Raw genomic sequence first — 23266 nt, forward strand, 5'->3', positions numbered from 1 at the left:
GTGACCCCAGTTCAACGCCATAATGGAGAGGATAGTACCATCTTAGCTAAGCGCAAAGAGCTTTATAAACAAGCGAGAGCAGCCAACCCACAGCGGTGGTCAAACGAATCTAGAAACTGGGATGAAGTTGGTGAAGTTAAGCTAAATCCTGAAAGGCAGAAAGAAGCTGCTTAAAAAATTAAAGGCGACAACTACCTTGAAAAACGCCGTAGTCGCTGTCAGAACCAAAAGGTTTGTAGCTGTCAGGCGTTCGCTCCGCGTAAGGCATGTGTGACCCAGTCTGATGAAGAATAATAAGATTCTTTTGATTGAGGTCTACGCCGTCTAACCAGTTCAAAAGTTCGCTATCCAACACACCTTTATAACTGTTGTTGGTAATGCTGTAAGAGTCATCGTAATGGTCGATCCAACCTCTACCCAACATAGAAACTAGGCTTAAACCATAGTTTGCTTGCGTTGAATAAAAGTGAGTAGTGTAGCCGTTTTCTTTCGCCAGTCGGAAGATATTGGTGTCGCCACTACCAATTTGTTTTACGCCATTGGGCTTGGCAATCGCGTTGAAGAAGAAAGGAAGACTAACGTCGGTAAAGAGCCCGCCAGAATAGCCTTCAGCGATGAAGCGATTGGCTTTTTTTGATTGCTCCTCGAGCCAAGGAGTCGTCGGTTCTGAATAGCCATAAACACTCATGTACTCGGACGATAGACTTTCACCCATGATAACGATGATATTATGAGCATTACCGCTTGAGGCATGAGAAGGAGCGTCACTTTGAAATGGTTTGACTCGAGAAAGTCCAAACACTTCTTCTGGCACTACGCGAGCGGCGAAATATCCCCAAGTATAGAATGAACTTTTGATGGTCGAGTGATACATAGCTGGGAGTCTACCCAAGGTATTTGATTGGTTGATGGTCTGTCGGATTGGATAAAACAAAACGACAGCCACAGCAATAATACTGACCCAGTGTTTCTTGTGCTTAATGTTTTTGCGACCACGAAATAACAAAAATATTCCTGAAAAGACCAATAATATAGCGAAGAAAGTCACGCCCATCGTTTTGGCAGCGTCTTTACCGGAGATCAGCACTTCTAGAAATTTTTCAAATAATAACCAGAGTTTGATGGGTGTTATGAAATAGCCATAGTTAGAGATACTAAAGAGCTGGATTGCATAAGAGACAAATAAGAATCCACCCAAAATACCAGCGGCAAGCCAAGAACGAGAGTAGCTGATCAGTAATCCAAATATAAGAACAAACAAAGGAATATTGTAAGGTTCACCGATCGGAACAATATCGTAGTGAGCTCTGACTAACGCTTCAGCAACAAGCAATACTATGCCTACTAAAATGGAGCGGGTGGCAGCACTGAAGAGCGTTCCTTTCATCAGCCAATGTATGGGGTGGAGTCGGATATTTATATTTTCTTGTTTCATATGAATTTTGTGAAAACAAAGGAGAATAGGCTACAAAAGTCACTGAGTGACAATATTGCAAGAGAGGAAAGGTCCGTCGGCATAGAGAGTGTTTGCAAATTAAGCCCTCTAAGTTTATCAGGGTAGATGAGATTCGCTCGATCTTTGTCAAAACAAATCAAATTCAATAAACCAAAACACCCAACGTGATGCAGGGCGTTTTGGTTAAGAGGAGCTTTTAGAAGCGTTAGGCCTCTGTGCCTATTGCTTTAGTCAAAAGTTGAATATATTGCTCTTCGACATTATGTCGATGTTTCAATAATGCTTCACTCTTGTCTGCAATATTCTCTATCGTAGAGTCGATAAGTTTAAGGAAATCATCAGTGCTTGTATTCAGGTCAACCATTTCCGCCAGAAAACCTTTAACAGTGCTTGCTCTAGGATCATGTGCAATCATAATTCCTGGAGTGCCTTGAGAAGCACACATACCAATACCATGAACACGATAGCCTATAATCAAGTCATATTCTGAGAAGATGTCTCGATAGTCTTTAGCGTCAAATGAGTATCTCAGCGTTTCGTTAGGGAAATCTTTCTTAAACTCGGATAACTCGTCAATGTAATGAGCCACAAACTCGATTTCATAATCCGTGCCATATTTTTCAAGAATTGCTCGGTAATTCTTCATCATGAAATCGTAGGTTGTTTGGGAGACATTATTACAAGCAACTGCGCTTGCAGTTCCATACAGAATGCCGATCTTCTTAACCTTGTTTACTTTTCTATAGTCTCGACTTGAGAATAGAGCTGGACAAGGTAATTGATGACCACCAATCTCTTTAAGTCCGTTGTAGCTATCATTGTCACGGCAGGTAATGAGTTTTGCTTTTTTGAACACTTTTTGTTCGTCTTCAGAAAAGCTCTCATCGCCAAAATGTACTGGGCTGCTTGTTCCTAGCCCCATAAAAAGGGTTGGTACATCATATTCTAGAATCGAACGATAGAGTTTTCTTGTTCTCAAACCGCGCCATTCTGGCGAACCTGCAAAGACGGCAATATCGGCATAATCCATAGGCATGCGATCTTTTACAGAGTTATCTAAAAACTTTTCAACAAAGTCTTTGCCTAAGGTGTTATCGATCTTTTTGATAAAATCGTACTTTCGAGCTCGTCTAATCTGTGGGTTACGGTTAAAAATGATTGGATTGTGTTTACCAATAACCTTTTCAAGTAAGTACTGAGTACCCATTAGGATAAACTCATCTCCTGGATTCCACTGACGTGTGGTGGAGTAAACTACATTTTTCATTATCTATGCCTGTTTATTTAAGGGTTCAGCGTTAAGCTAATATTACTCGATATTTTGGATCTGCTCGCAGAATAGCATTGATAATGCCCTTTAAATCAATGCTTTCAATCAATTATGGTGAGTAATCAATATTTGTTACTCACCGATATACTCACCAAAAAAATTTTGGTTAACTTACTGATGTTGCATCCACAGCAGCAGATCGGAGAGTAACCAAGACTTGGTTGTACCAACTTGCTTGGCTACCGGAACTTGGCCTTTTCGGCTTAGTCTCCACCATGTGGTATTGCTGACCGAGGTGATCTGCTTGCGCTCAGCTTCTCTCACCAAGCGCTCTGACTCACCATAGGCGTTCAAGATCTCTGCTCTTTGTGTCAACGTCGGTTCAGTATAAGGCATTTACTTTTTCTCCTCTACTCGGTGGGACATCAGCCAGGCGTCGAGATCATCGCGCTTGAAGTACAGTTTGCGATTTGGCTTGTAGTGCGGAATCTGCTTGGCATGGGTCAGCTTATATATGTACTTAACTGACAAACCAGTGTATTGGGCGGTCTCTTCAGCACTAAGAAACTGCTTTTGCGATGTGATCAAGGTGCGGAGTTCTTCTGTTGCGGTCTTGATATCTGCCAGAAGCGCTTTAGCTTCCGCTCGTTCCTTTTGGGAAATGGGAAAGTGGGAAATCATGCCTCACCTCCTTGTTGAAAGCGGCTGAAGTCAATGTTGATGTTTAAGTCTTTAGCGATTTGGTTGGGAAGTAGTTTGAAGTGCCTTTCTGCCTTCCCTGAAATGCTACTTTTAAATGTGCCTCGTGACGGTTCGTTAGTCTGAAGCCAGCCTTGCTTTTTTAATATCATGGCGGCTTGAATAACTTGATGATCAAATTCGAGTTTTAGGCCAGTTTTAAAAGCATCACGGCGGACATGCCAACTCAATTCATGACTGTTCAATTTCCACCATCCGACATTAGTCTCCGCACCTTGTGGTTTGATTGAATACTGGCTCTTGGGAAGAAACTTGCGCAGTTGCTCGCGAATATGTCGTTCCTCGTAATCAAATTCTTCGCTGTAGTTGGCTAGCCATGCTTCAAACACTTTCCCTATTTCAAATTGGGCTGAACCTTTTTCCCAAGGTATGGCTCCTAGGTCGATAGCGAGCTCCCCAACAGCAGCTAGAAATGAAAATCGATCGGCAGCAAATGCAACTTGATTACTAGGATTGATTTGCAGGTTCTCAATCCAAATTTGGGAAATTTCTTTGATTTGAGCGGTAATGGTTTGTTCTAGGTCTGGCATCGCTGAAACCTGATTTAGGAACGGTTGCAAAGCCGTACCAAATTGTTGTTTCGTAACTTTGGCAATACGTTCTGCAAATTCTTTTGGTGACGCTGAACCATGTAGGTTTTCAAACACACCAAAAGTCTGAAAAAGAGGGATCTGAAAAAAACGCATCAACTGGCCAGCTTGTGGTTTTTTGTTTGCTTCTGCGAGCTTTTGTTCAAGGCTAACCTCACCTGTTGATAGCCCGATCAAACTCCAGTAATCCTGAGGTCTCGAACCACCGTCCTTATTACCTCTCAGTTTAGATACACCATTACCTATTTGGTAGATGACTTTGGAAACATCTTCAGGTTCTGCTTGGTGAAGCTCATCGAGTAAAACCAGCATGCAGTTTCTATCCTTAGCGCGACCTGCAAGCCCGTTTGCTGTGCTACTCCACGTATCTCGATATTGGTAGTCAGAATAAACAGAGGCTGATAAGCGAATTAATGTTGTTTTGCCATTTTTGGATGAACCCAAGAAATGGATTATAAACGAGTCCCAGTCGAGTTTATCGAGTAAGGGGGCTGCAAATGCCGCACACAAAGTGAAAATCATCAAAGCATTATCCTGACAGAGAGCGGCAACGTTATCTTGCCACTCTAAAAAGGTGCCATTGGATTTTAATTGACCAGGTGAATCACCGTTGTACATCACCTCTTGCTCACCGAAGCCAGCGACCCAACTTGGTGAAACAAATTGACTAAAGTACCAACCCGTCTTTTCAACGGTTACAACTGTTTTCTCTGGATTCTCACTCATCAGGTAGTCGAGAATAAAGTGCCAGTACTTTGCTTTGTGGTGAATAAATAATCCAGTGTCGGCTAATGACTGAAGCATGTTTTTTCCGCTATCAGCCAAAATATCTTTCATTTTGAAAACGCGCTCGTGAGCATTTCCTGATCGAGATGTCCATTGTAAAAGTACTCCGAAGTCTTTCATAAAGGTTGGATCATAAGTAAAGGCTTTCACATGGGTTGGCCCAGCGATTAGTATTGGAGTCTTATCTTTCTGTTCCAAGACTAAGCCAATTTTTTTGGCTATAACTGTTTGGTTCATAAGTCTGTCCTTAGTTGAAAGGCCGCGGCACTAGTTTTCAGCTGATTTCAGTTCATTTCGTCGACGATTATTATGGTATCTGTGCTAGCTGAATAATTAGCACTCTGGAACTGTCCAAACAGGGCTATTTGGCGGTGACTTTAAGAGTGAGGTGGGATGATTTGGGGGAAATGGCTATTACATAACCATAAAGTGATACGCTTTCACATGTGAAAGTCATGGCGCAGCGCTGAAATTAATTGAAAAGACGGGCACTAGAAGCTGTTGTCGCAAGTGTACCGTTTTCTAACTGTACCGCTATATCGGTACAGTTTCAGATAACTCTCAGAATATTGTTTTCATAAGTCATTATTTTTATGGGCTTTTAGCCAGAAGCATTGAAGTTAGACACTCCGACCAACTGTACCGTTTTGAACAAGTCGGTACAGTTTCCGCCGCACTCACTGTACAGATAGAGCAAGTTAGAGTTCTTTTCAGTGAGGTCGGTGAGTTGACGCGAGTTTCATCTTGCCTGCCATAATTTCATTTCAAATTGCATTTTTTCTCATCGCAACGAGTTTGTGATAAAATCCTGTTCCTTATGACTTCATCTATATGGATAGAAAATATGATTCGATGTCATCTTGCTCGCTTAATGGGAGAACGTAAGCTGCGTATTGCAGACGTTGTCCGTGAAACGGGCCTTAGTCGCAATACAGTCACGCTGCTATATAAAGAAACAGCCCAAAAAGTGGACTTGGAAGCTATTGAGCGCTTGTGCGTTCTATTTGATTGCAATGTGGGAGAGCTGCTGGAGCGGGATAATACTCAAGAGCAAGCTTGAATTTGGCTTTAGTTCCAAGAATTAAGTAAGGATACGGAAGGTAAAATGCAAACAACATCAAACTTTGTTTTTCTGAAAGAACACGACCCACTTTTTGTTGAACTAGCCTCTGGCGCTGAGCGTGTTTTTTCCAGCGACCCCAATACAACGTTAATCAAACTCAGACAACTGGGCGAAGCGTTGGCTCAACACATTGCAGTATTGGTCGGAATCGAGTTTGATGAGAAAACTACCCAAGCCGACCTTTTATACCGTCTCAACCGTGAAGTTAAATTCGAGCCAGTGGTACGTGAGCTTTTCCATACCTTACGTATTGAGGGCAACAAAGCGACTCATCAGTTTAAAACGCAGCATAAAGAAGCCCTTGATGGGCTAAAAGTGGCACGAGCTCTTTCGATATGGTTCCATCAGTCTTTCGGTAAGCAAGGTACCGCCTTTAAAGCTGGACCTTTCGTACCTCCGTCAGATCCAAGTAGCGATCTTCGTTTACTTCAATCGGAAATAGAGAAGCTAAAAGCCGAGCTGACTCAAGCGAATGTTGAGCTGGACTCCAGCAAGCAATTTAATGACCTGATTAATCGGGAAAAGGCCGAATACGAAGCACTTGCGTTGGCGATGGATGAAGAGTCAAAGCAACTGTCAGAACAAGCAAAAGCGCATGAGCAGGCGCTATCACAGCAGCAAAAAGAGTACGAATCCAAGTTACAAGACCTACAAAAACAGCTTGAGCAACAAGGTGAAAAAGCTGCTGCGGCACAAAAGCAGCAGGTAAGCAGTAACACTCGTAGCGCCAGTCAGCAGATTGTTCTGAGTGAAGAGCTTACCCGAATTCTTATTGATCAGCAGCTAATCGAAGCCGGTTGGTCTGCCGACAGCCAAGAGCAAACCTTTAAAAATGGCGCTCGCCCAGAGAAAGGCGTCAATAAGGCCATTTCTGAGTGGCCAACAAAGCACAATGGCAAGGGAGGCCGTGCAGATTATGTGCTGTTTCATGGCCTGACACCTATTGCGGTAGTCGAAGCAAAGAAAGAAAACACCAATGTGGCGGGTAAAATCCCGCAGGCAGAGCGCTACAGCAAAGGTTTTAAACTCGAAGGACAAATGCTAGGCGCATGGGAGATTGAAGGGCAAACGGTCGCATGGCCAGACGAGCTCGATGGCCACTACAAAGTACCATTCGTCTACTCCTGTAACGGTCGCCCATATATCCCACAGCTTGCTGAGCAATCAGGCACTTGGTTCCGAGATGTACGTGAGCCTAGCAACACTAAGCGTGCTTTGCAGCAGTTCCATACGCCTGATGGTCTGCTAGACCTACTGAAACGAAGTAAACAAGAAGCAGAGCAAGTCTTACAGCAAGAAGGTTTTGCTTACCTAAAGTTGCGTAGTTACCAAGAAAAGGCAATCACTGCCGTAGAAAACACCTTGGCGCAAAATATTCGCAGTGCACTGCTGGCCATGGCGACTGGTACCGGTAAAACCCGAACAATCATTGGCTTAATGTATCGATTCCTGAAGGCTGAGCGTTTCAAGCGCATTCTATTTTTGGTTGACCGGACAGCTCTTGGGCAGCAAGCCATAGACTCATTCAACGAAGCCCCACTTGAGCAAAACCAGACTCTCTCCAAGATCTACAATGTCGCAGAATTGGGAGATATGGCTGCTGAAGCTGAAACACGGGTGCAAGTTGCCACCGTTCAGGCCATGGTTAAGCGCATATTTATGTCGGATAACCCACCACCTGTAGATCAATTTGATTGCATCATTGTCGACGAAGCGCACCGTGGTTACACCCTAGATCAAGAAATGACCGAGGGTGAATTAGCAACAAGGGATGCAAGTCAGTATCTCTCTAGTTATCGCCGAGTTTTGGATTACTTTGACGCGGTCAAGGTCGGGCTAACTGCAACCCCAGCTAAGCACACCAGCGAGATTTTCGGTAAGCCGGTTTACACCTACTCCTACCGTGAGGCGGTCGCCGATGACTGGTTGATCGATCATGAGCCCCCGATCCGCTATGAAACTTTGTTGACTCAAAAGGGCATAGAGTTTGAAAAAGGGGCGAAAGTCTCTGCCATTAACACCCAAACCGGTGAAGTAGAATCGTCGGAACTTGAAGATGAACTGAAGTTCGAGGTCGATGCGTTTAACCGTCGCGTCATCAATGAAAATTTCAATCGGGTGATTTGCGAGCAACTGGTGCAGGAGCTTGACCCATTTGGTGATGAAAAAACCATGATCTTCTGTGCCACCGATCTTCATGCTGATATGGTTAAGCGCTTGCTGGATGATGCCTTCAAAGAACTCTATAACGGCGAGTACAATCAGGCTGCCGTTGCTAAAATCACGGGCCAAAGCGACAAAGTCGATCAGTTAATTCGTCAATACAAAAACGAACGCTATCCCAACATTGCTATTACGGTTGACTTACTGACGACCGGCATCGATGTACCAAAAATTTGTAACCTAGTTTTCCTACGTCGGGTAAAATCTCGCATCCTCTATGAGCAAATGGTTGGCCGTGCCACCCGCCGTTGTGACGAGATAGGTAAAACCGTATTCCGCATCTACGATCCGGTAGATATTTACGCTGCGCTAAGTGAAGTCAACACCATGAAGCCGTTGGTGAAAGACCCCAATATCACCATCGAGCAATTAGTTGATGAGCTGACCGACCCTGAAAAGTTGGAGCAAGCCCTAAGTAGCCCGGGTGAGCAGCAGGGAGAGTCCCACGCTGATGTGGTACTAAGTCAACTCAGCCAGAAACTGATGCGTGTTCTACGTAAAGCGGAGAAGAAGGCGGAGTTTAAGCCTGAGCTTAAGAAGAAGCTGGATGAGCTGCAAGAGATGTGGGGAGTTGAGCCTAAGCTGCTGCATAAGCACTTGCACCAACTGGGGCCTAAACAGGCTGCACAGTTTGTGATCCAACAAAGCGGCTTACTCAATCAATTAGCTGAGGTATCACTGCTAATCGGTAGCGAAAGAAAACCAGTGATTTCAGATCATGAAGATGAAATCCGAGATCGTACTCAAAGCTATGGCGCATACCAGCGCCCGGAAGATTACCTCGATAGCTTTAACCTATTCATCAAAGAGCAGTTAAATCAGTCGGCGGCCTTGGCTGTGGTTGTAAACAAGCCCCGCGATCTTACTCGCGAGCAACTTAAAGAGGTTCGCTTGTTACTTGATGGTGCTGGTTACTCTGAAGCTAAACTGCAAAGCGCGGTACGCAATCAAACCAGCCAAGACATTGCAGCTAGCATTATCGGTCATATTCGTCGTGCTGCCTTTGGTGAGCCGTTAGTGCCATTTGAGCAGCGCGTTGCTCAAGCAATGGATCGTATTTACACCACACATCAATGGATGCCAGCCCAGCGTAAGTGGCTGGAGCGCTTAGCTAAGCAGTTGGTGCATGAAGTCATTGTCGATCGTGAATTTGTCAACCAACGCTTTGCTGAACATGGTGGAGCCAAGCAATTGGATAAAATTTTAGTGAACCAGCTAGACACCGTACTGGCTGAGTTAAGTGAAGCGATGTGGCCAACTCAGGTCGCAAGCTAAACCCGAAACAAAATAAATGCCTTCGCCAAATGTAATGGCGTAACTAGGCAAAATAGGAAGTATAAGATGACTAACGATAATATCGTACAAAAGCTGTGGAACCTTTGTGACGTTCTGCGTGATGATGGCATTAACTATTCGGACTATGTCACCGAGCTAGTACTACTGCTGTTTATTAAGATGGTGCATGAGAACACTGAAGCAGAAACGTTAGATAAACATACTTTGCCAGAGGGATGTCGTTGGACTGATCTGAACAGTAAATCTGGTCTGAACCTGCTGAACCACTATAAGCAGATGCTGTTAGACCTGTCTAAAGACAGTGACCCTTTGATTAGCGCCATCTATGCCGATGCGCAAACCCGTTTACGTGAGCCGCGCCACCTTGAGCAATTAGTGAAATCTCTGGATCAAATCAAAGACTGGTTTAGTGATGAGAAAGATGGTCTAGGTAACCTTTATGAAGGCTTACTGCAAAAGAACGCGAATGAAACCAAATCAGGTGCAGGACAGTATTTCACGCCACGTGCTTTGATTGATTCTATGGTGCGCTGCATTCAACCTCAGCCTGGAGAAGTGATCCAAGATCCAGCAGCAGGTACCGCAGGCTTCTTGATTGCCGCTGACCGCTACATGAAAGATCAGACCGATGATTACTTTGACTTAGATGCAAAACAGCAGGCATTCCAAAAGAACAAAGCGTTTATTGGGGTTGAGTTAGTGCCATCTACTCGTCGCCTAGCGCTGATGAATTGCTTACTGCATGGCATGGAAGGTGACGACGAAGGCGTGGTGCATTTAGGTAACGCGCTGGGCCAGATTGGTGCGAGTTTAGAGAAAGCCGATATTATCCTCGCCAACCCTCCTTTTGGTACCAGTAAGGGAGGTGAAGCATCCATTACCCGTGATGATTTAACCTATCCAACCAGCAATAAGCAACTAGCGTTTTTGCAGCATATTTATCGCAACCTAAAGCCAGGCGGCCGTGCAGCCGTGGTGCTACCTGATAACGTGCTATTTGAATCTGGTGTCGGTACCGATATCCGCCGCGATTTAATGAACAAATGCAACCTGCACACTATTCTGCGGCTACCAACCGGCATTTTCTATGCCCAAGGCGTTAAAACCAATGTGCTCTTTTTCACCAAAGGCAGCGCAAAGGACAAGTTGCAAGAAGAAGGCTGCACAGAAAACGTTTGGGTATACGATCTTCGTACCAATATGCCTAGCTTTGGTAAGCGCAATCCATTTAATGACAGTCACCTTGTACCTTTTGAAAAGGTTTATGGTGAGGATGCCAATGATCAAAGTCTGCGCCAAGAGGGGGAATGGTCATTCGATGCGTTTGAAATTGAAGTCGATAAGTCCGCTAGCAAAGAAAACAAAAATGTTGATAACGATTTAGCGCACAGCCGTTGGCGTTGTTTTAGCCGTGATTGGATTTACCAAAATAAAGGTGATTCTCTAGATATCATTTGGTTAAAAGACAAAGACAGTGTCGATGCCTCAAGCCTTCCTGAGCCTAGTGTGTTGGCAAAAGAAGCCAAGCAACAATTGAATGATGCTTTGGCTGAGATTGACAACTTGCTTGCAGAACTGGGCGAGGAAGCATAGTCATGTCAGAAATTAATTTTCCATCTGACTGGGTAGCTTGTTCAATCTCTGATGTTGCCCAAGTTAATCCCAAAAAAATAGATGCAGAACCAGATACAATATCTGGATTTGTACCAATGGCCTTAGCTCCGGCTTCATTTTCTGATTCATTGCGTTATGAAGAGAAACACTGGAAAGAAATCAAGAAGTCTTACACTAACTTTCAAAACGGAGATGTTCTCTTTGCCAAGGTAACACCTTGTTTTGAAAATGGTAAAGCAGCTATTGTTGATGGGTTGCCCAATGGTATAGGTGCAGGAAGCTCGGAGTTTTATGTCTTAAGACCTCATACTCCTTACTTCTTGCCTGAGATTTTATTTGCACTAATCAAAACACAAAAATTTGCGAATGATGGTGCGGCAAATATGACTGGGGCAGTTGGCCTACGACGTGTACCAAGAGCCTTTGTTGAAAGCTTTGATGCTCCGATGATCCCAATAGCTGAACAAAAAGTCATTGCCGAAAAGTTGGGCAACCTGCTAGCGCAAGTTGAAGCGACCAAAGCTCGTTTAGAGAATACGCTTGAAACACTCAAGCAATTCCGTCAATCGGTCTTGGCTGCAGCAGTGAGTGGTAAGTTGACTGAGACCTGGAGAGAGAGTGCTTTAGAATACTCTGGCTCAGATTTATCTACCGAAGAATCTCTTAATACGGATAAACCAAAGAAAGCTGAAGTGACATCGAACCATGAAATAGTTGTAGACAGTTTCCCAAAAGAATGGAAAGTATCAACTTTTTCTAAGTTATATAAATTCATAGACTATCGAGGTAAAACACCTAAAAAATCCGATAGTGGAAAACGGCTGTATACAGCCAAGAATATCAAAATGGGATTCATATCTAACGATCCTGTAGAGTACTTGAGTGAAAATGACTTTAAGAATTGGATGACGAGAGGTTTTTCAAAGCTTGGAGATATCTTCTTTGTAACGGAAGGACATACTATGGGATGTACCGCAATCAACACAATAGGAGAAGATATTGCGTTGGCTCAAAGAACTTTGACACTCCAGCCGTATGGTAATTTGAGTACTAAATTTCATTATTACTATATGTTAACAAGTGCTTTCCAAAAGTTAGTGGAGCTAAATGCTACAGGCTCTGCGGCGAAGGGTATTAAAGCAGCTAAGTTTCGAAGTTTACCTGTCCCTTTTCCTACATATTCAGAACAAAAAGAAATTACTCACCGTGTCGAGACGCTTTTTGCTAGTGCTAATGCCATCGAATCACAAGTCAACCAAGCATTAGAGCGGGTCAACAATCTCACTCAGTCAATTCTTGCTAAAGCATTTCGAGGTGAACTAACCGAGCAATGGCGCAAAGATAATCCTGAGTTGGTCTCAGGCGAGAACTCTGCCGAGGCATTGCTTGAAAAAATTAAAGCTGAGCGTGCTGCGCTAAAGTCACTCAAGAAGTCACGGAAATAGGGGGAGCAATGAGCGAAATTTATAACGTATATTGTGATGAATCTTGCCATTTGGAAAATGATGGGCAGCGGGCAATGGTTTTGGGCGGCATTTGGTGCCCTGCTAGTAAGCGCCAAGAGATAAGCCAACGAGTGCGAGAAATTAAGGTTAAACATGGCTTGGGTAAAGACTTTGAAATTAAGTGGACAAAAGTTAGCCAAGCAAAGTTGCCCTTTTACATGGAGATTATTGATTACTTCTTTGATGATGATGACTTTAATTTTCGGGGTTTGATTGTACCCGACAAAGCGCAGTTAAATCATGAGGCTTGGGGGCAAACGCATGACGACTGGTACTACAAAATGTACTTCACCATGCTTAAGGTGATCTTCGACCCGCAAGCGAAGTATCGAGTGTATTTGGATATAAAAGATACAATCGGAGCTGATAAAATAAAAAAACTCCATGATGTGCTCTGTCACAACTCATACGACTTTTCACGTGAGGTTATAGAAAGGGTACAACAAATCCACTCCCATGAATCCGAGCAGTTGCAGGTGGCAGATTTGCTGATCGGTGCGTTGTCTTACTTGCATCGCGATTTGTCGACAAATGCAGCGAAGCTCAAATTAATTGAAAGAATAAAGCAAAGAAGTGGATATCGCCTAACATGTAATACCTTAATGCGTGAGGCCAAATTCAACTTGTTGATTTGGAATGGAGGTGGAGAATGACACAGAGCACCTTGCCAGATTGGTTGCCTGAGTTAGTTTGTTTGCAGGATTTCAATGGCAATTGGCAGCACTACTTTGACGAAGTTTATCGACTTTTCTGTGCTGACTTTGTTGATGATAAGCCGTACTTTCGAGGACAACGATTAGGTTTAAAGCGCCATCCTGAATATGATGGAAAATCTGCTACTTTTTGGCACATGATAAGTGAAGGTAGTGTTGAAGCTGAGCGCGAGCCTGATCTGAGACGTTGTGAGCGAATTGCTTGGCCTCGCCCTCATATTGAAAATGACACTGACACAGCACTAAAAGTTTGGGTTGAAAAACGCGGTTCAGACAAGCGGATTCATATTTGGCATGAAGCTGAAGAGTATTTAGTCGTGCTCAATAAGCGACAAGATTATGTTTTACCTTGGACGGCTTATACAGTGCAAAGAACTCATCAAAAATTGAAGTTAAATAAGCGCTGGGAAAGAAATAAACACGAGACTTTTTAGGGAAGCTAGCCTCGCCCGTTACCGGGCGGAGCCGTAACTCCTTCCACGCTGACACCGTGAGGATGGTGGATGAGATAAGAGGAGTTTAGCCGTTAATGGGGCAGATTAGCAAGAAAATTTTACCTACCTCTACCTATAGATAGCGAAAAACCTCGATGTACTCACCGAGGTTCCAACGCCGACCGGGCACTCCCAATCCACTTGCACTTAGTATAGTGGGTTGTTTGGTAAAAATTAAAGCGATATTTACCACACTGGGCGATGCATCTAGTGTTTTGTAGTGAGGCTAGAGATAGCCACTGAAAAGGATACGATGTTGTGAGGCTACTCTCATTAAAACTGGATGGTCGATATAAGGGCCTTAAAAATCAGTACTTTGATTTTCATTGTACTCAAGGCAATATCGTAGCCTTGATCGGGCTCAACGGCTCTGGTAAGTCACAGCTATTAGAGTTGATCGCCGAGGCATTTGCGTTTCTAGAGCGTACTCAACGCAGCGACTTTAAGGTGAAAACGCCACTTGGCTTTGGCTTCGAACTAACGTACCAGTTAGGCGGAACCACGGATCATAGTGCAGGTAGCCCTGGAATGGAGTTCGGTAGCCCGCTAGCGGTGGCGGGAGGTATTTCTAACCCCAAGTTCAAAGTCATATTAGACCAGACTTCTAAGCAGCCTAGCGCTTTTGTTTGGCTCGCAGGTACGTGGAATGAAATTCGAATCGAGGAGTTAGAGCTCCCGTTCATTGTGGGTTACTCATCAGGACAAAATGAAAACCTGCAACGCAGCTTTATGAAAAATGCGGTGCAGTATTTTGAGGTGCAACGTATTAGGCTTAGGCGCCGCAAGGAGTTATCAGGCAAGCTTGAAGACTTTCAACATGCTGAAATTAACCGGCAATACCTAGATAAATACCCGCATATTTTCTCTCCAACAGAAGGGGAGGCATTTGATCAAGATGGCTATCTTGCTCTACGGGAAGCAGATACCCCGATTAGCCGAGCAATCTACCTAGACTACGATAGCGCAGGCTTAATGCTCGCTTGTTTGGCAGTGCTTCCGGTTGATGATGTTGAGCGCTTATTGAGCGAGGTGACGTTTAAGCATCCTACTCGGATAACTTTACAGTATGATTTTCGCGGCGGCGTAGCTGAAGAGGATGCCATCCGTGATATCAGGATGCTGATGCGTATTGCAGGAGAAAGTAGCTTTAACCCTATCGGAAGAGAAGCTACGTCAAGTCAATACGATACCTATGAGCTTGAGTATCTTGCTGGACAAATCACCCTCGACCTAACAAATCAAAATGTGGCAGCAGATCTGCGAGAATCGAACTATGGTGACCCAATAACGTTATTTCGCCGGCTTTATAAGTTGCAGCAGCTAGGCGTTAAAAATTTACAGTACGCTTCGCGATTGCAATTGCAGAAAGACAACTTTCTTGGAACGGTGAAAAAACCGCTTAAGACTAAACTGCCGTTATCGATCACTGAGTTAGTTTTGTCTGATGGTAATGACAGAACTGTATGCTTGGATGATTTATCAGATGGTGAGGCACAGTTAATTGAAGTTCTTGCCACCACAAGGATTTTTAGTCCTGAGCGAACCTTGTTCTTATTCGATGAGCCGGAAACCCATCTTAATCCCTCATGGCGTACGTATTTCCACAGTCATCTAAGCAAGGCGATGGTGCTTCCAGGTAATGGCGAATCTCAAGCACAGGTCTTTTTATCAACGCACTCCCCATTTATGGTGTCCTCACTGAAGAAAGAAGATGTGCTGTTCTTCGAGCGCGATGATGAAGGCCTTATCAAGATGGAGCCAGTTGGCAGCCAAACCTATGGTGCTTCTTTTGAAGTGTTGATCAAAAACCACTTTGGTTTGCGCTCCCTTATCTCTCAAACAGTTGTCGAAGCTGTAAAAGAATATCTACCTAAGGATGAGCGTCCTGAGTCACTAGCCGCTGCCCGTGAGTGGATTGAGGAAAATCTCGGTGACTCGATGGAAAAAGCCTACTTGCTAAGGAAGTTGCAAAGCTAATGTTGTTTCCATTGAATCCCAATACCCCTCAGTGCCGTGTTTTTGAGGTACTAAATAGTGAGCTTTTGCATTTCTTAGAGGCCGCTGTTCAGGCGAACAGCTTCAATCAAGATCTGTTTTCTCAGTACCAACATGACGGTCAACAAACAATAAGTGTCTGTTGGAGCAATAAGGCTACGAAAGAAAAGTTTGAAGCGCTATGGCTTGCTTTAGAGCCTTTAGAACAACAGACTCGACGTGAATTATTTGAACTTGTTCAAAACTCCCAAGATATCACAGTGTATTTTGATGATTTAGCTGCTCCACTACCAGAGTTAGAGGATAGCTTATTTGAAGTGTTTAAGTCTCTGACATCCCATTTATTCACTCGGACTAAAGATTTATCTGGAGCAAAGCAACAGGCTGATAGTTCGATAGAGCAACACTTTCAAGAGTTTAGGCGTGAAAACAATAATTCCCAATTGTGCTTTTTATGTGGTACCTCACTACTGTCGCAAGATAGAACAAACTTAGATGATGATGAGCAATGGCGAGCCGATTACGACCATGTGCTTTGCAAAGATAAATACCCGATTTACACGGCTCACCCTGGAAACTTCATCCCTACTTGCCATATCTGTAACAGTAAGGCAAAAGGGGCGAAGAACGTACTTGTCGGTTCTCAAGAACAACGCCGAACGGCTTTTTATCCCTTGCCACCATCACAAGAGTCATGCCATCAGTATGCTTGTATAGAGCCTAGTTTTAGAGGGTTAGCTGAACTGCATGGTGGAGATTGGCAGGACCCAATAGCTTCGGCTACAGTTACGTTTCCCACCGCGCCCGCTGATATCGCTGCCAAAATCAGTGTTTGGAAAGAGGTTTATCAAGTTCATAGCCGAGTTGAAGAGCATGTTATAACTCACTTTTGTGAACGGGTTGCCTCGGACTTGATGCCACAGGACTTTAATGATTTTTGCAACCAGTTAAACCGGCATACCCAGCGGTTTCCCTTGGATGTTAAGAAAGCTGAGTGGCGGTTTTGGTGGTATCGAGTTTATGAATTCTTAGCTAATAAAGATCAGGGATACTTGCGTGATGTTTGGTCACTGATTGAATGGAAGCAAACAGTCGCTAATGATGGTGACCTGTTGGCGGAGTTTGGTTTTTAGCAAACTCCCCTTGGAGGGGAACTTTCACATGTGAAAGTGCAGGTAAAGGCCCCAAAACTTATTGGCTAGCTTAACGGTAAGTCCCATTGCGCTTAAAGGTTACGTATCGTAGTCCCAAAGAATAGGGAATTTATCGCCACTTGTCCCATTAGAGGTAACGGCTATTTTCATGGAGAACGAAGCGAAGAGTCCTAAAAAAGATAGTTATCTGGAAAGGAATTGGAAAGGTCCCGTTATTACTATTAGAAAAAGCTATTTTTCTATAGGTGCCTTGGATGAATTGCTGATACTGGACGATATCGGCTACGTCAAAAAAGAGTGATAGTGAAAGCCAAGTGCAGTTCGAACTGATCGCACACCGATACGAACGAGGCAGTTTATTGATCACATCAAACCAAGCCTTTAGTGAATGGGATCGTATATTCGGCGATAACATGATGACAGTTGCCGCTATAGATCGACTTGTTCACCACAGTGATATTTATAAAATTGAAAGAGAAAGGTACCGCAAAAAACAAGCAATGAAAGTAAACTCAAATACTGGCCAAGTTAATTGACGCCGACCGGACAAGTTAGTTGACGTCTCATACGCGAGAAAGCCTGACGGAACGATCGCAGTTGATATCGTCGATCCACATAGCTTGCATTTAAGCGATGCCTTGCCTAAGTTGAAGGGACTTGCTGAATATGCAGAGAAGCATGCAGGGAAATATCGTCGAATAGAGTCTGTTGCGGCCTTTAATGGGAAGTTAAAGGTGTTAGCTCTCATGGAGCCAACGGTGAGAAAACAAGTTTTAGATTCAGATAATGCTAAATCGCTTTTCGAAAGTGAGTTGGCCTTTGATTATTTGAACTAATTTTCTATATGGATTGTTAAATGGCCAATCGGTGTCCCTTAAGATGGGTTACTAGTTGGCCATTTAAGATAGTTTAAACGGAACGTAAAGGTGGAGGGGGTAACATTAGACTGTAACGCTCCTTCAAAAGCTGTCGGCTTAAACCACTATTAGCGATAAGGTTTTCAAGAGTGTGAATATCTAGTAATTCTATAGCTCTTTGAAGCATCATAGGGTGCTCTATATTCATCAGTTCATCTCCTCTTTCAACCTTTGCAAAGCCATTTCTTGAGAGGTAGATATAACCTGATTTAGCTTTGTCACTAGTTATCAGTCCGAGAGCTTTTGCTCTATATAGAATTGCCTTAAGGCTGACGCCCCATCGAACTTTCATTTCAACAAGCGCATCCCAATTAAAGTATGAGCCTCTTACTCTTGGAAACTCTGCGACGAAAGAGCTTCTTGGCATTAAAAATGCGCTAGCAAAGTTATTGGCTTGTTGTTCAGTGGTTCGACAACCTGTCTCAATACCTTGGTGCATAATGAGATGGCCTAACTCGTGTGCAAAATCAAATCGGAGCCTACCTGGACTCTGTTTCGTTGTATTTCTTACGATTAATGGACGAGACGTATATATAGAGAATGCGTCAATGCGTTCATCAGCATCAGCAAGATTGACAACAATACAACCTAGTTTCTCTAGCAATTTTATCATGTTAGATATCGGGCCTAAGCCAAGACCGAACTCTTTTCTTGCGCGTTCAGCGAGAAGCTCAATATCTTTCACCGACCTGAACTCATGATCTTCTGCTGAAAAAATGCTTACTTCCGGAAAGCCCACTTCATCTTCTGTAGCAGAAACAAAATGACTATCAAGCATTTCTACTTGAGCCATTATTGTTTTTTTGAGCGTCTGAGTTGACGATCTCAAGCTTCTAAAATGGCATTGTTCAGCTTCAATGGTCTTTGCTCTTGGCCTAAAGAAGAAGCTTGTATGGACCGAAAGAAGACTACTAAGAAGTTCTATTTGTGCATCCGATGGAGAAGCATTGTTTTCTAGCCTAGACGCATATTGTCTTGTTACCTGTAAAGCTTCTCCTACATCTGCTAGCGATAGACCAGCAGCTACTCGCGCCAATTTTAGTTGCTCGCCGTTAAAACGATTAACAGCTTGATAAATCATTTCTTTTACTCATCAGAGACCTTTTTTTGTACTTTCTTTTTACGAACCAATAATGGCTCATCAATTTCAACCGACTCTGGTTTGTCTGTAATAACTGGACCAGTTACAACTGTGTCGTATTCCCAACTGCATATAACGTTGCTATTGCCGTTGAAACCCAACAAAGAAATAGATGGGGAATAATCAACACCATTAGATATAGGATTTAAGTAAAATCGCCAAATCAATGGGGTATCAACATAGTCTTCCTCTAATTCAAGAGATATTTGATGCTTTTCAACAGCATTGCGTTTAAGGCGATGTTGCTTGCGAGGTGAGTGAGGGTCATCTACAACAAATTGAACAAGAGTGTTTCCAACTCTAGCAGTGTAATCCATTGTTTGGTTGGCAAGTGTGAGCCATGGATAAGCACTGTCTGAGTGCATACGGATTAGCATTCCCTGTGGTAAACCATAATTTGCAGTGCCTTTAAACCAGGCCGTCGCATTGGGACTTTCTGAGTAATGATGGGCCTCATCGAGCACATCGAGTAGGTTTTCACTCAATATGTGCAAGCGTTCTTCCGTTAGGTCTGGAGCATAAAATTCAGGTTTTTTGGTCATTCGTTCTATCCGTATGCTGGGTTAAATTATGCAAAAGTTGTGAAATGTAAACTCATTCTATGCCTTTTTTTGTTTTTGTCAACCAGGGTGGTTACCAAAAAGCAACCACTAGGTAGCTTTTGGATTTCTTGTTGTGCTTACGAGTTGATAACCTGTATTGAGAAGTCGTTTTTAGGTGATTTTCAGAATTAAACAGTACTAGGTATAGGTATGGGACTTTCACATGTGAAAGTCAGAAGTGCTATCGAAAACTTGCAGACAAAGCCCCACATAAGTTTGGATAATACCAGTTAATGTTCCATCCGCTTCAGCTTTGATTTCCAAGGTCCCACATAGCTCTAGAAACAAAATCTAGCAGCCCCAGAGCGTTACTACTATTTTTGGTGAAAGTAATCACCGAGGCCCCACATTAGATAGTTTATTGGAAAGTGACTGGTTAGGTTCCGGTAAGGGGGTTCTATCAATGTGCAGCATTATTATTGGGGCATTGAAACTAAAAGTCTCTCAAACTGTCCAGAATGGGCATTTCCAGAGTGCAACCGAAATAGAAAGTCTCGGTAGACTGTAGCTCGTAGCAGTCATACAGAAGGAGGCTTATTATGCAAGACTACATTGAGCAGGATAGATTAGCGTTTAATTGGCATCAGTTAGCCCATTACCGTGATGAATTTAATGAGTCAGAGTATTTTGAGAAGGCTCTGAGCCAGTCGGAAATGCTCCTCGACGAAATTATTAAGATTACACGCCAAGAGCCATTTCGACTCGAATTTATGGCTAGTTGTTTCGCTAGTAATTTTTGGCGTTTTAACCGACATTATCGCTCACCTGACATTTCGGAAGTACCTGGACGGTTTGGCTGCCGTGTGAGGGTTAAAGATAATAAGTTTGAGGCCTCATGGTATCTAAATGTTTTTCTTGATGAAGAAGACATGAAGCGCAGAAAAAACAAACACCAAAAAGTTAGGTCAGTACATATTCCGAAGGGGCCAGGTAGTCGCTATCGCCCAAGCAGTTTTTCTAAAGCTCAAGATTGGGAAAAGGTTCAGATTGATTATTGTGAAGATGCTTTTCAGCTGCTTCGAGAGATCCGGCATGAGATGGATAACATCAGAAAAAAAGTTGAAATGTGTCAGCGTCGTTTTATCAAGCTGCGAGATCATTTTGAGTTGATGGAGGAGCCCAAATGAGTTTAGAAGACCCATTAGTCGGTATTTTTGATAAAGATATTCAAGTTGATCTAAATAGCCTAACGACCAATATCCATGATTCTGTATTGTTATCTACGTACATTTCGAAAATGAAAGATGAGTTAATCGTACAGCGACGTGATTTAAAACGCTCAGCTTTCTTTCTGGAAGAGTCATTCAACAATTACAGGGATAAATTAAAGAAAGAGCACTCCGGACAGGAACCGTTTCGGTTTGTCTTTACCGTGTATATCGAGGATAACCTGCCTAACTTTCAATGGTTTAAAGTTATAGTTTTTAATAGGGACAAACCAGCAAAGCTAGAAATGTTAACAGGTAACATTCTAAAGCAAAAAAGGATGAGTAACGTCGCTAACTGGGAACGGCAAATGTATTACCACATATGCCTACAAATAGAGGAAATGAAAGTGCGTGCAGACTTTATTTCAGAATTTGAGAAGAAGCTATTACAGCTTGTATATCCTGTAGATAAGATTGAAATGTTTGTTCGAAACAAAGTTAATTAAATCATAATCTTGGTTGATATTTTATTAAGCCTTGCCAGACTTGTTGGGAAGGCTTTTTTGTTGCTTTTAGCTTGGAGGTTGCATTTTTAAAATACGTGATATTTTGGTAGTAAATAGGAGGGGTTTCATATGATGAAATTGAAAATTCAAACAATTGCCACCAGTAAGTTTAACGTGAGCGTAGCGTGGTTCTCTGGTTTATCAAAAAATGGTGTGATTGATGTACGCGTAAGTCAGATTGAGCATCGTATAGCAGTTGCAGAGCTTACTGTAGTACGCTATTTGCTCTGGGACCGTCAGGTATTCGGCCATCGTCCAGGCAGCGGTAAAGGTCTTGCGATAGGGTTGTCGTGTGCGACCCTTCGGTCTTTGAAGCAGAGCTCAAGTAATGATTTGCGGAAAGCCGGTCAGTATTTGAAGACGTGGCTGGATGGAGTGCAACTCAATCCTGATGAAATTGTCGGTGTTGCCGCTTCTACTGACCAGATACTAATGATCCAGCCATATCGCTTTCCTCAACCTGTGTTTGATTCTCCAGTATTAGGGCCTGTTACAATCAGTCGCCATGCAATACAGCGTTACCAAGAGCGCTTTCGTCACGGTTACACGAAATCTCCCTGGTTGAGCCTACAACGTCAACTTTGCAACCCTGAGCTTCGTCAAGCGAGACTCTCAGATCGTACACGATTTCAGAAACTGCTGAAGTACGGTGACGACGGCAGTCAAATCTGGCACCACCCCACGGGAGATCTATATTTCTTGCTAGTGCCACAGGAGACTCACTGGCTGGTAGTCACTGTTTTTTCCCAGTTGAGTCACTCTATGGCTGAGGAGGTAGCATGATTCTGAAGATGCATACCGTTTCTGATGAAGTGTCTGCAAAGCACCCTGGTTGCACAGGTTTTGAGCCACATGCTTTCACGGAAAAAGACGCGAAGACAACCGTTCACCGTGATTGGCTCTGGCCGCTAAAACTAATAGTGAAATGGATTCTTTTTGTGGTGCTGTTGTTTTCCTTGCCCAGCCCAATTTCATTTTTGACTGTTTTGTTCACTGCATCTTATTACGTGAACAAGCTACATCGACGTTATGGCAGGTCAAGAAGGGGGCGAAGGTTCGCTGGACATGGACAAATGTCGATGCGAGATGGTTCGTTATCTGGCTTATCAAGTTCAGGAGTATACCGAGCTGGATTGGTCAGTGCAGCGAGTGCAGAATTGATGCCTGATATCGCAGATTCCAGTTCTGATTCGAGCCCATCATTTTGGTGTGGTTATATTAATCCAGCAAGCGGTCTTCCCATGGTGGAAAACTCCTGCATTGACATCGGTGGTAATGTGTTTGGGAATGACAGCATGACTAGCATTGATACTGGTTTTGACTGTGGTGGTATTAGCTGCGATCCCTTTGATTCAACGATTTAAGGAGGCTGTATGGATTTGCTTTGGTATTGGCTCGCGGGGCTGATGTTAACAATAGCTGCTGTTGGATGTGTCTACTGGTATGCCGCATATCAGGCAAAGCGGGGTGAGAGTAACAAGGAGGGGTAGTTTTCCCGATTTCCCACGTTTCCCAACTTCCCTGTGAACTTAGGATTTACTTGAGGTGTGGGGCTGGTTGCTAGCTAACTTTTGAATTAGTGTGCTTTTTTCTTCTTCTGAGAGATTTTCTATAAGGCATAGAAGTTCAGCTGTCTTTGGTGAATCACAGAAAAAGAACGCAATGGGTACGTTTAGTTCTTCTGCCATTTTTCTTAACGTGTTGATATCAGGCGTATGGCGGCCTTTCTCATAATGGTTCATGCGTCCACTCGCCACGCTTGGGTCCATACCAATACGAATACCGAGCGTTTTTTGGCTGATGCCTGCTCGCGTTCTTGCCTCTTTAAGGCGTGTTGGTAAGGGGCTTGGGGTTGGCAAATCACATTCATCGACAATCTCTAGATGCTTAGATCTTCTAAGTTTTTCATGATTC

20 protein-coding genes and 2 pseudogenes are annotated in these 23266 nt (G+C 43.4%); 14 read left to right on the forward strand and 8 right to left on the reverse strand.

Features of this window, described 5'->3' with window-relative positions; translation table 11 throughout:
- Window positions 1-178: 178 nt before the first annotated feature.
- From VTH8203_RS07075 to VTH8203_RS07095, 5 genes are all read right to left on the reverse strand, one after another.
- On the reverse strand, window positions 179-1387 hold the full coding sequence (locus VTH8203_RS07075) for a sulfatase-like hydrolase/transferase (protein WP_158296074.1): 1209 nt from the start codon (window positions 1385-1387) through the stop codon (window positions 179-181).
- Between the two features lie 274 nt (window positions 1388-1661).
- The gene (locus VTH8203_RS07080) at window positions 1662-2723 is read right to left on the reverse strand and encodes a polysaccharide pyruvyl transferase family protein (RefSeq protein WP_096993034.1); all 1062 of its coding nucleotides are present in this window, start codon (window positions 2721-2723) and stop codon (window positions 1662-1664) included.
- A gap of 174 nt (window positions 2724-2897) precedes the next feature.
- Window positions 2898-3122 carry a hypothetical protein gene (locus VTH8203_RS07085; RefSeq protein ID WP_096993035.1) on the reverse strand — a complete coding sequence of 75 codons (225 nt, stop codon included), beginning with the start codon at window positions 3120-3122 and terminating at the stop codon, window positions 2898-2900.
- A complete protein-coding gene (locus VTH8203_RS07090; protein WP_000623305.1) occupies window positions 3123-3407 on the reverse strand; it encodes a helix-turn-helix domain-containing protein in 285 nt (94 codons plus the stop codon).
- Window positions 3404-5098: a DUF927 domain-containing protein gene (locus tag VTH8203_RS07095; RefSeq protein ID WP_096993036.1), complete on the reverse strand. Its 1695-nt coding sequence runs from the start codon at window positions 5096-5098 to the stop codon at window positions 3404-3406. The genes VTH8203_RS07090 and VTH8203_RS07095 overlap by 4 nt, the downstream gene beginning before the upstream one ends.
- 607 nt (window positions 5099-5705) lie before the next feature.
- Here VTH8203_RS07095 and VTH8203_RS07100 point away from each other — a divergent pair.
- The 10 genes and pseudogenes from VTH8203_RS07100 to VTH8203_RS07145 form a co-directional block, all read left to right on the forward strand.
- The gene (locus VTH8203_RS07100; RefSeq protein ID WP_096993037.1) at window positions 5706-5921 is read left to right on the forward strand and encodes a helix-turn-helix domain-containing protein; all 216 of its coding nucleotides are present in this window, start codon (window positions 5706-5708) and stop codon (window positions 5919-5921) included.
- A 45-nt stretch (window positions 5922-5966) separates the two neighbouring features.
- Window positions 5967-9482, forward strand: coding sequence for a type I restriction-modification system endonuclease (gene hsdR / locus VTH8203_RS07105; RefSeq protein WP_096993038.1), 3516 nt, complete (start codon window positions 5967-5969; stop codon window positions 9480-9482).
- A gap of 66 nt (window positions 9483-9548) precedes the next feature.
- The gene (locus tag VTH8203_RS07110) at window positions 9549-11096 is read left to right on the forward strand and encodes a class I SAM-dependent DNA methyltransferase (protein ID WP_096993039.1); all 1548 of its coding nucleotides are present in this window, start codon (window positions 9549-9551) and stop codon (window positions 11094-11096) included.
- Between the two features lie 2 nt (window positions 11097-11098).
- Window positions 11099-12562, forward strand: coding sequence for a restriction endonuclease subunit S (locus VTH8203_RS07115; RefSeq protein WP_096993040.1), 1464 nt, complete (start codon window positions 11099-11101; stop codon window positions 12560-12562).
- Between the two features lie 8 nt (window positions 12563-12570).
- Window positions 12571-13275, forward strand: coding sequence for a DUF3800 domain-containing protein (locus VTH8203_RS07120; protein WP_096993041.1), 705 nt, complete (start codon window positions 12571-12573; stop codon window positions 13273-13275).
- Complete coding sequence (locus VTH8203_RS07125) at window positions 13272-13769, forward strand: hypothetical protein (protein WP_096993042.1); 498 nt, start codon at window positions 13272-13274, stop codon at window positions 13767-13769. Before VTH8203_RS07120 ends, VTH8203_RS07125 begins: the two co-directional genes overlap by 4 nt.
- A 318-nt stretch (window positions 13770-14087) precedes the next feature.
- Window positions 14088-15806 carry an AAA family ATPase gene (locus tag VTH8203_RS07130; RefSeq protein WP_096993043.1) on the forward strand — a complete coding sequence of 573 codons (1719 nt, stop codon included), beginning with the start codon at window positions 14088-14090 and terminating at the stop codon, window positions 15804-15806.
- The gene (locus VTH8203_RS07135; RefSeq protein WP_096993044.1) at window positions 15806-16957 is read left to right on the forward strand and encodes a hypothetical protein; all 1152 of its coding nucleotides are present in this window, start codon (window positions 15806-15808) and stop codon (window positions 16955-16957) included. Before VTH8203_RS07130 ends, VTH8203_RS07135 begins: the two co-directional genes overlap by 1 nt.
- Window positions 16958-17234: 277 nt before the next feature.
- Window positions 17235-17514: pseudogene (locus VTH8203_RS07140) on the forward strand (ATP-binding protein); the annotation flags it as partial.
- Window positions 17515-17562: 48 nt separating this feature from the next.
- A pseudogene (locus tag VTH8203_RS07145) lies at window positions 17563-17814 on the forward strand (hypothetical protein); the annotation flags it as partial.
- A 73-nt stretch (window positions 17815-17887) separates the two neighbouring features.
- On the opposite strand, the gene VTH8203_RS07150 reads toward VTH8203_RS07145, so the two are convergent.
- Window positions 17888-18976, reverse strand: a complete 1089-nt coding sequence (locus tag VTH8203_RS07150; RefSeq protein ID WP_096993045.1) for a helix-turn-helix domain-containing protein — start codon at window positions 18974-18976, stop codon at window positions 17888-17890.
- 5 nt (window positions 18977-18981) lie between these two features.
- Window positions 18982-19578 carry a hypothetical protein gene (locus VTH8203_RS07155; protein ID WP_096993046.1) on the reverse strand — a complete coding sequence of 199 codons (597 nt, stop codon included), beginning with the start codon at window positions 19576-19578 and terminating at the stop codon, window positions 18982-18984.
- A gap of 599 nt (window positions 19579-20177) precedes the next feature.
- Here VTH8203_RS07155 and mobI point away from each other — a divergent pair.
- The 4 genes from mobI (at window position 20178) to VTH8203_RS24975 (ending at window position 22716) form a co-directional block, all read left to right on the forward strand.
- Window positions 20178-20765 (forward strand): conjugative transfer protein MobI(A/C), encoded by a 588-nt coding sequence (gene mobI, locus VTH8203_RS07160; RefSeq protein WP_096993047.1) that lies wholly within the window; start codon window positions 20178-20180, stop codon window positions 20763-20765.
- Window positions 20762-21292: a hypothetical protein gene (locus tag VTH8203_RS07165; protein WP_096993048.1), complete on the forward strand. Its 531-nt coding sequence runs from the start codon at window positions 20762-20764 to the stop codon at window positions 21290-21292. The genes mobI and VTH8203_RS07165 overlap by 4 nt, the downstream gene beginning before the upstream one ends.
- A 129-nt stretch (window positions 21293-21421) precedes the next feature.
- Window positions 21422-22135 carry a hypothetical protein gene (locus VTH8203_RS07170; RefSeq protein WP_096993049.1) on the forward strand — a complete coding sequence of 238 codons (714 nt, stop codon included), beginning with the start codon at window positions 21422-21424 and terminating at the stop codon, window positions 22133-22135.
- Window positions 22132-22716 carry a hypothetical protein gene (locus tag VTH8203_RS24975; protein WP_244181159.1) on the forward strand — a complete coding sequence of 195 codons (585 nt, stop codon included), beginning with the start codon at window positions 22132-22134 and terminating at the stop codon, window positions 22714-22716. The genes VTH8203_RS07170 and VTH8203_RS24975 overlap by 4 nt, the downstream gene beginning before the upstream one ends.
- 165 nt (window positions 22717-22881) lie before the next feature.
- Here the strand turns inward: VTH8203_RS24975 and VTH8203_RS07180 are convergent, their stop codons facing one another.
- A complete protein-coding gene (locus VTH8203_RS07180) occupies window positions 22882-23211 on the reverse strand; it encodes a helix-turn-helix domain-containing protein (RefSeq protein ID WP_001143087.1) in 330 nt (109 codons plus the stop codon).
- Between the last annotated feature and the right edge of the window lie 55 nt (window positions 23212-23266).

This window comes from Vibrio thalassae (genome assembly GCF_900089835.1).
Classification (GTDB): Bacteria; Pseudomonadota; Gammaproteobacteria; order Enterobacterales; family Vibrionaceae; genus Vibrio; species Vibrio thalassae.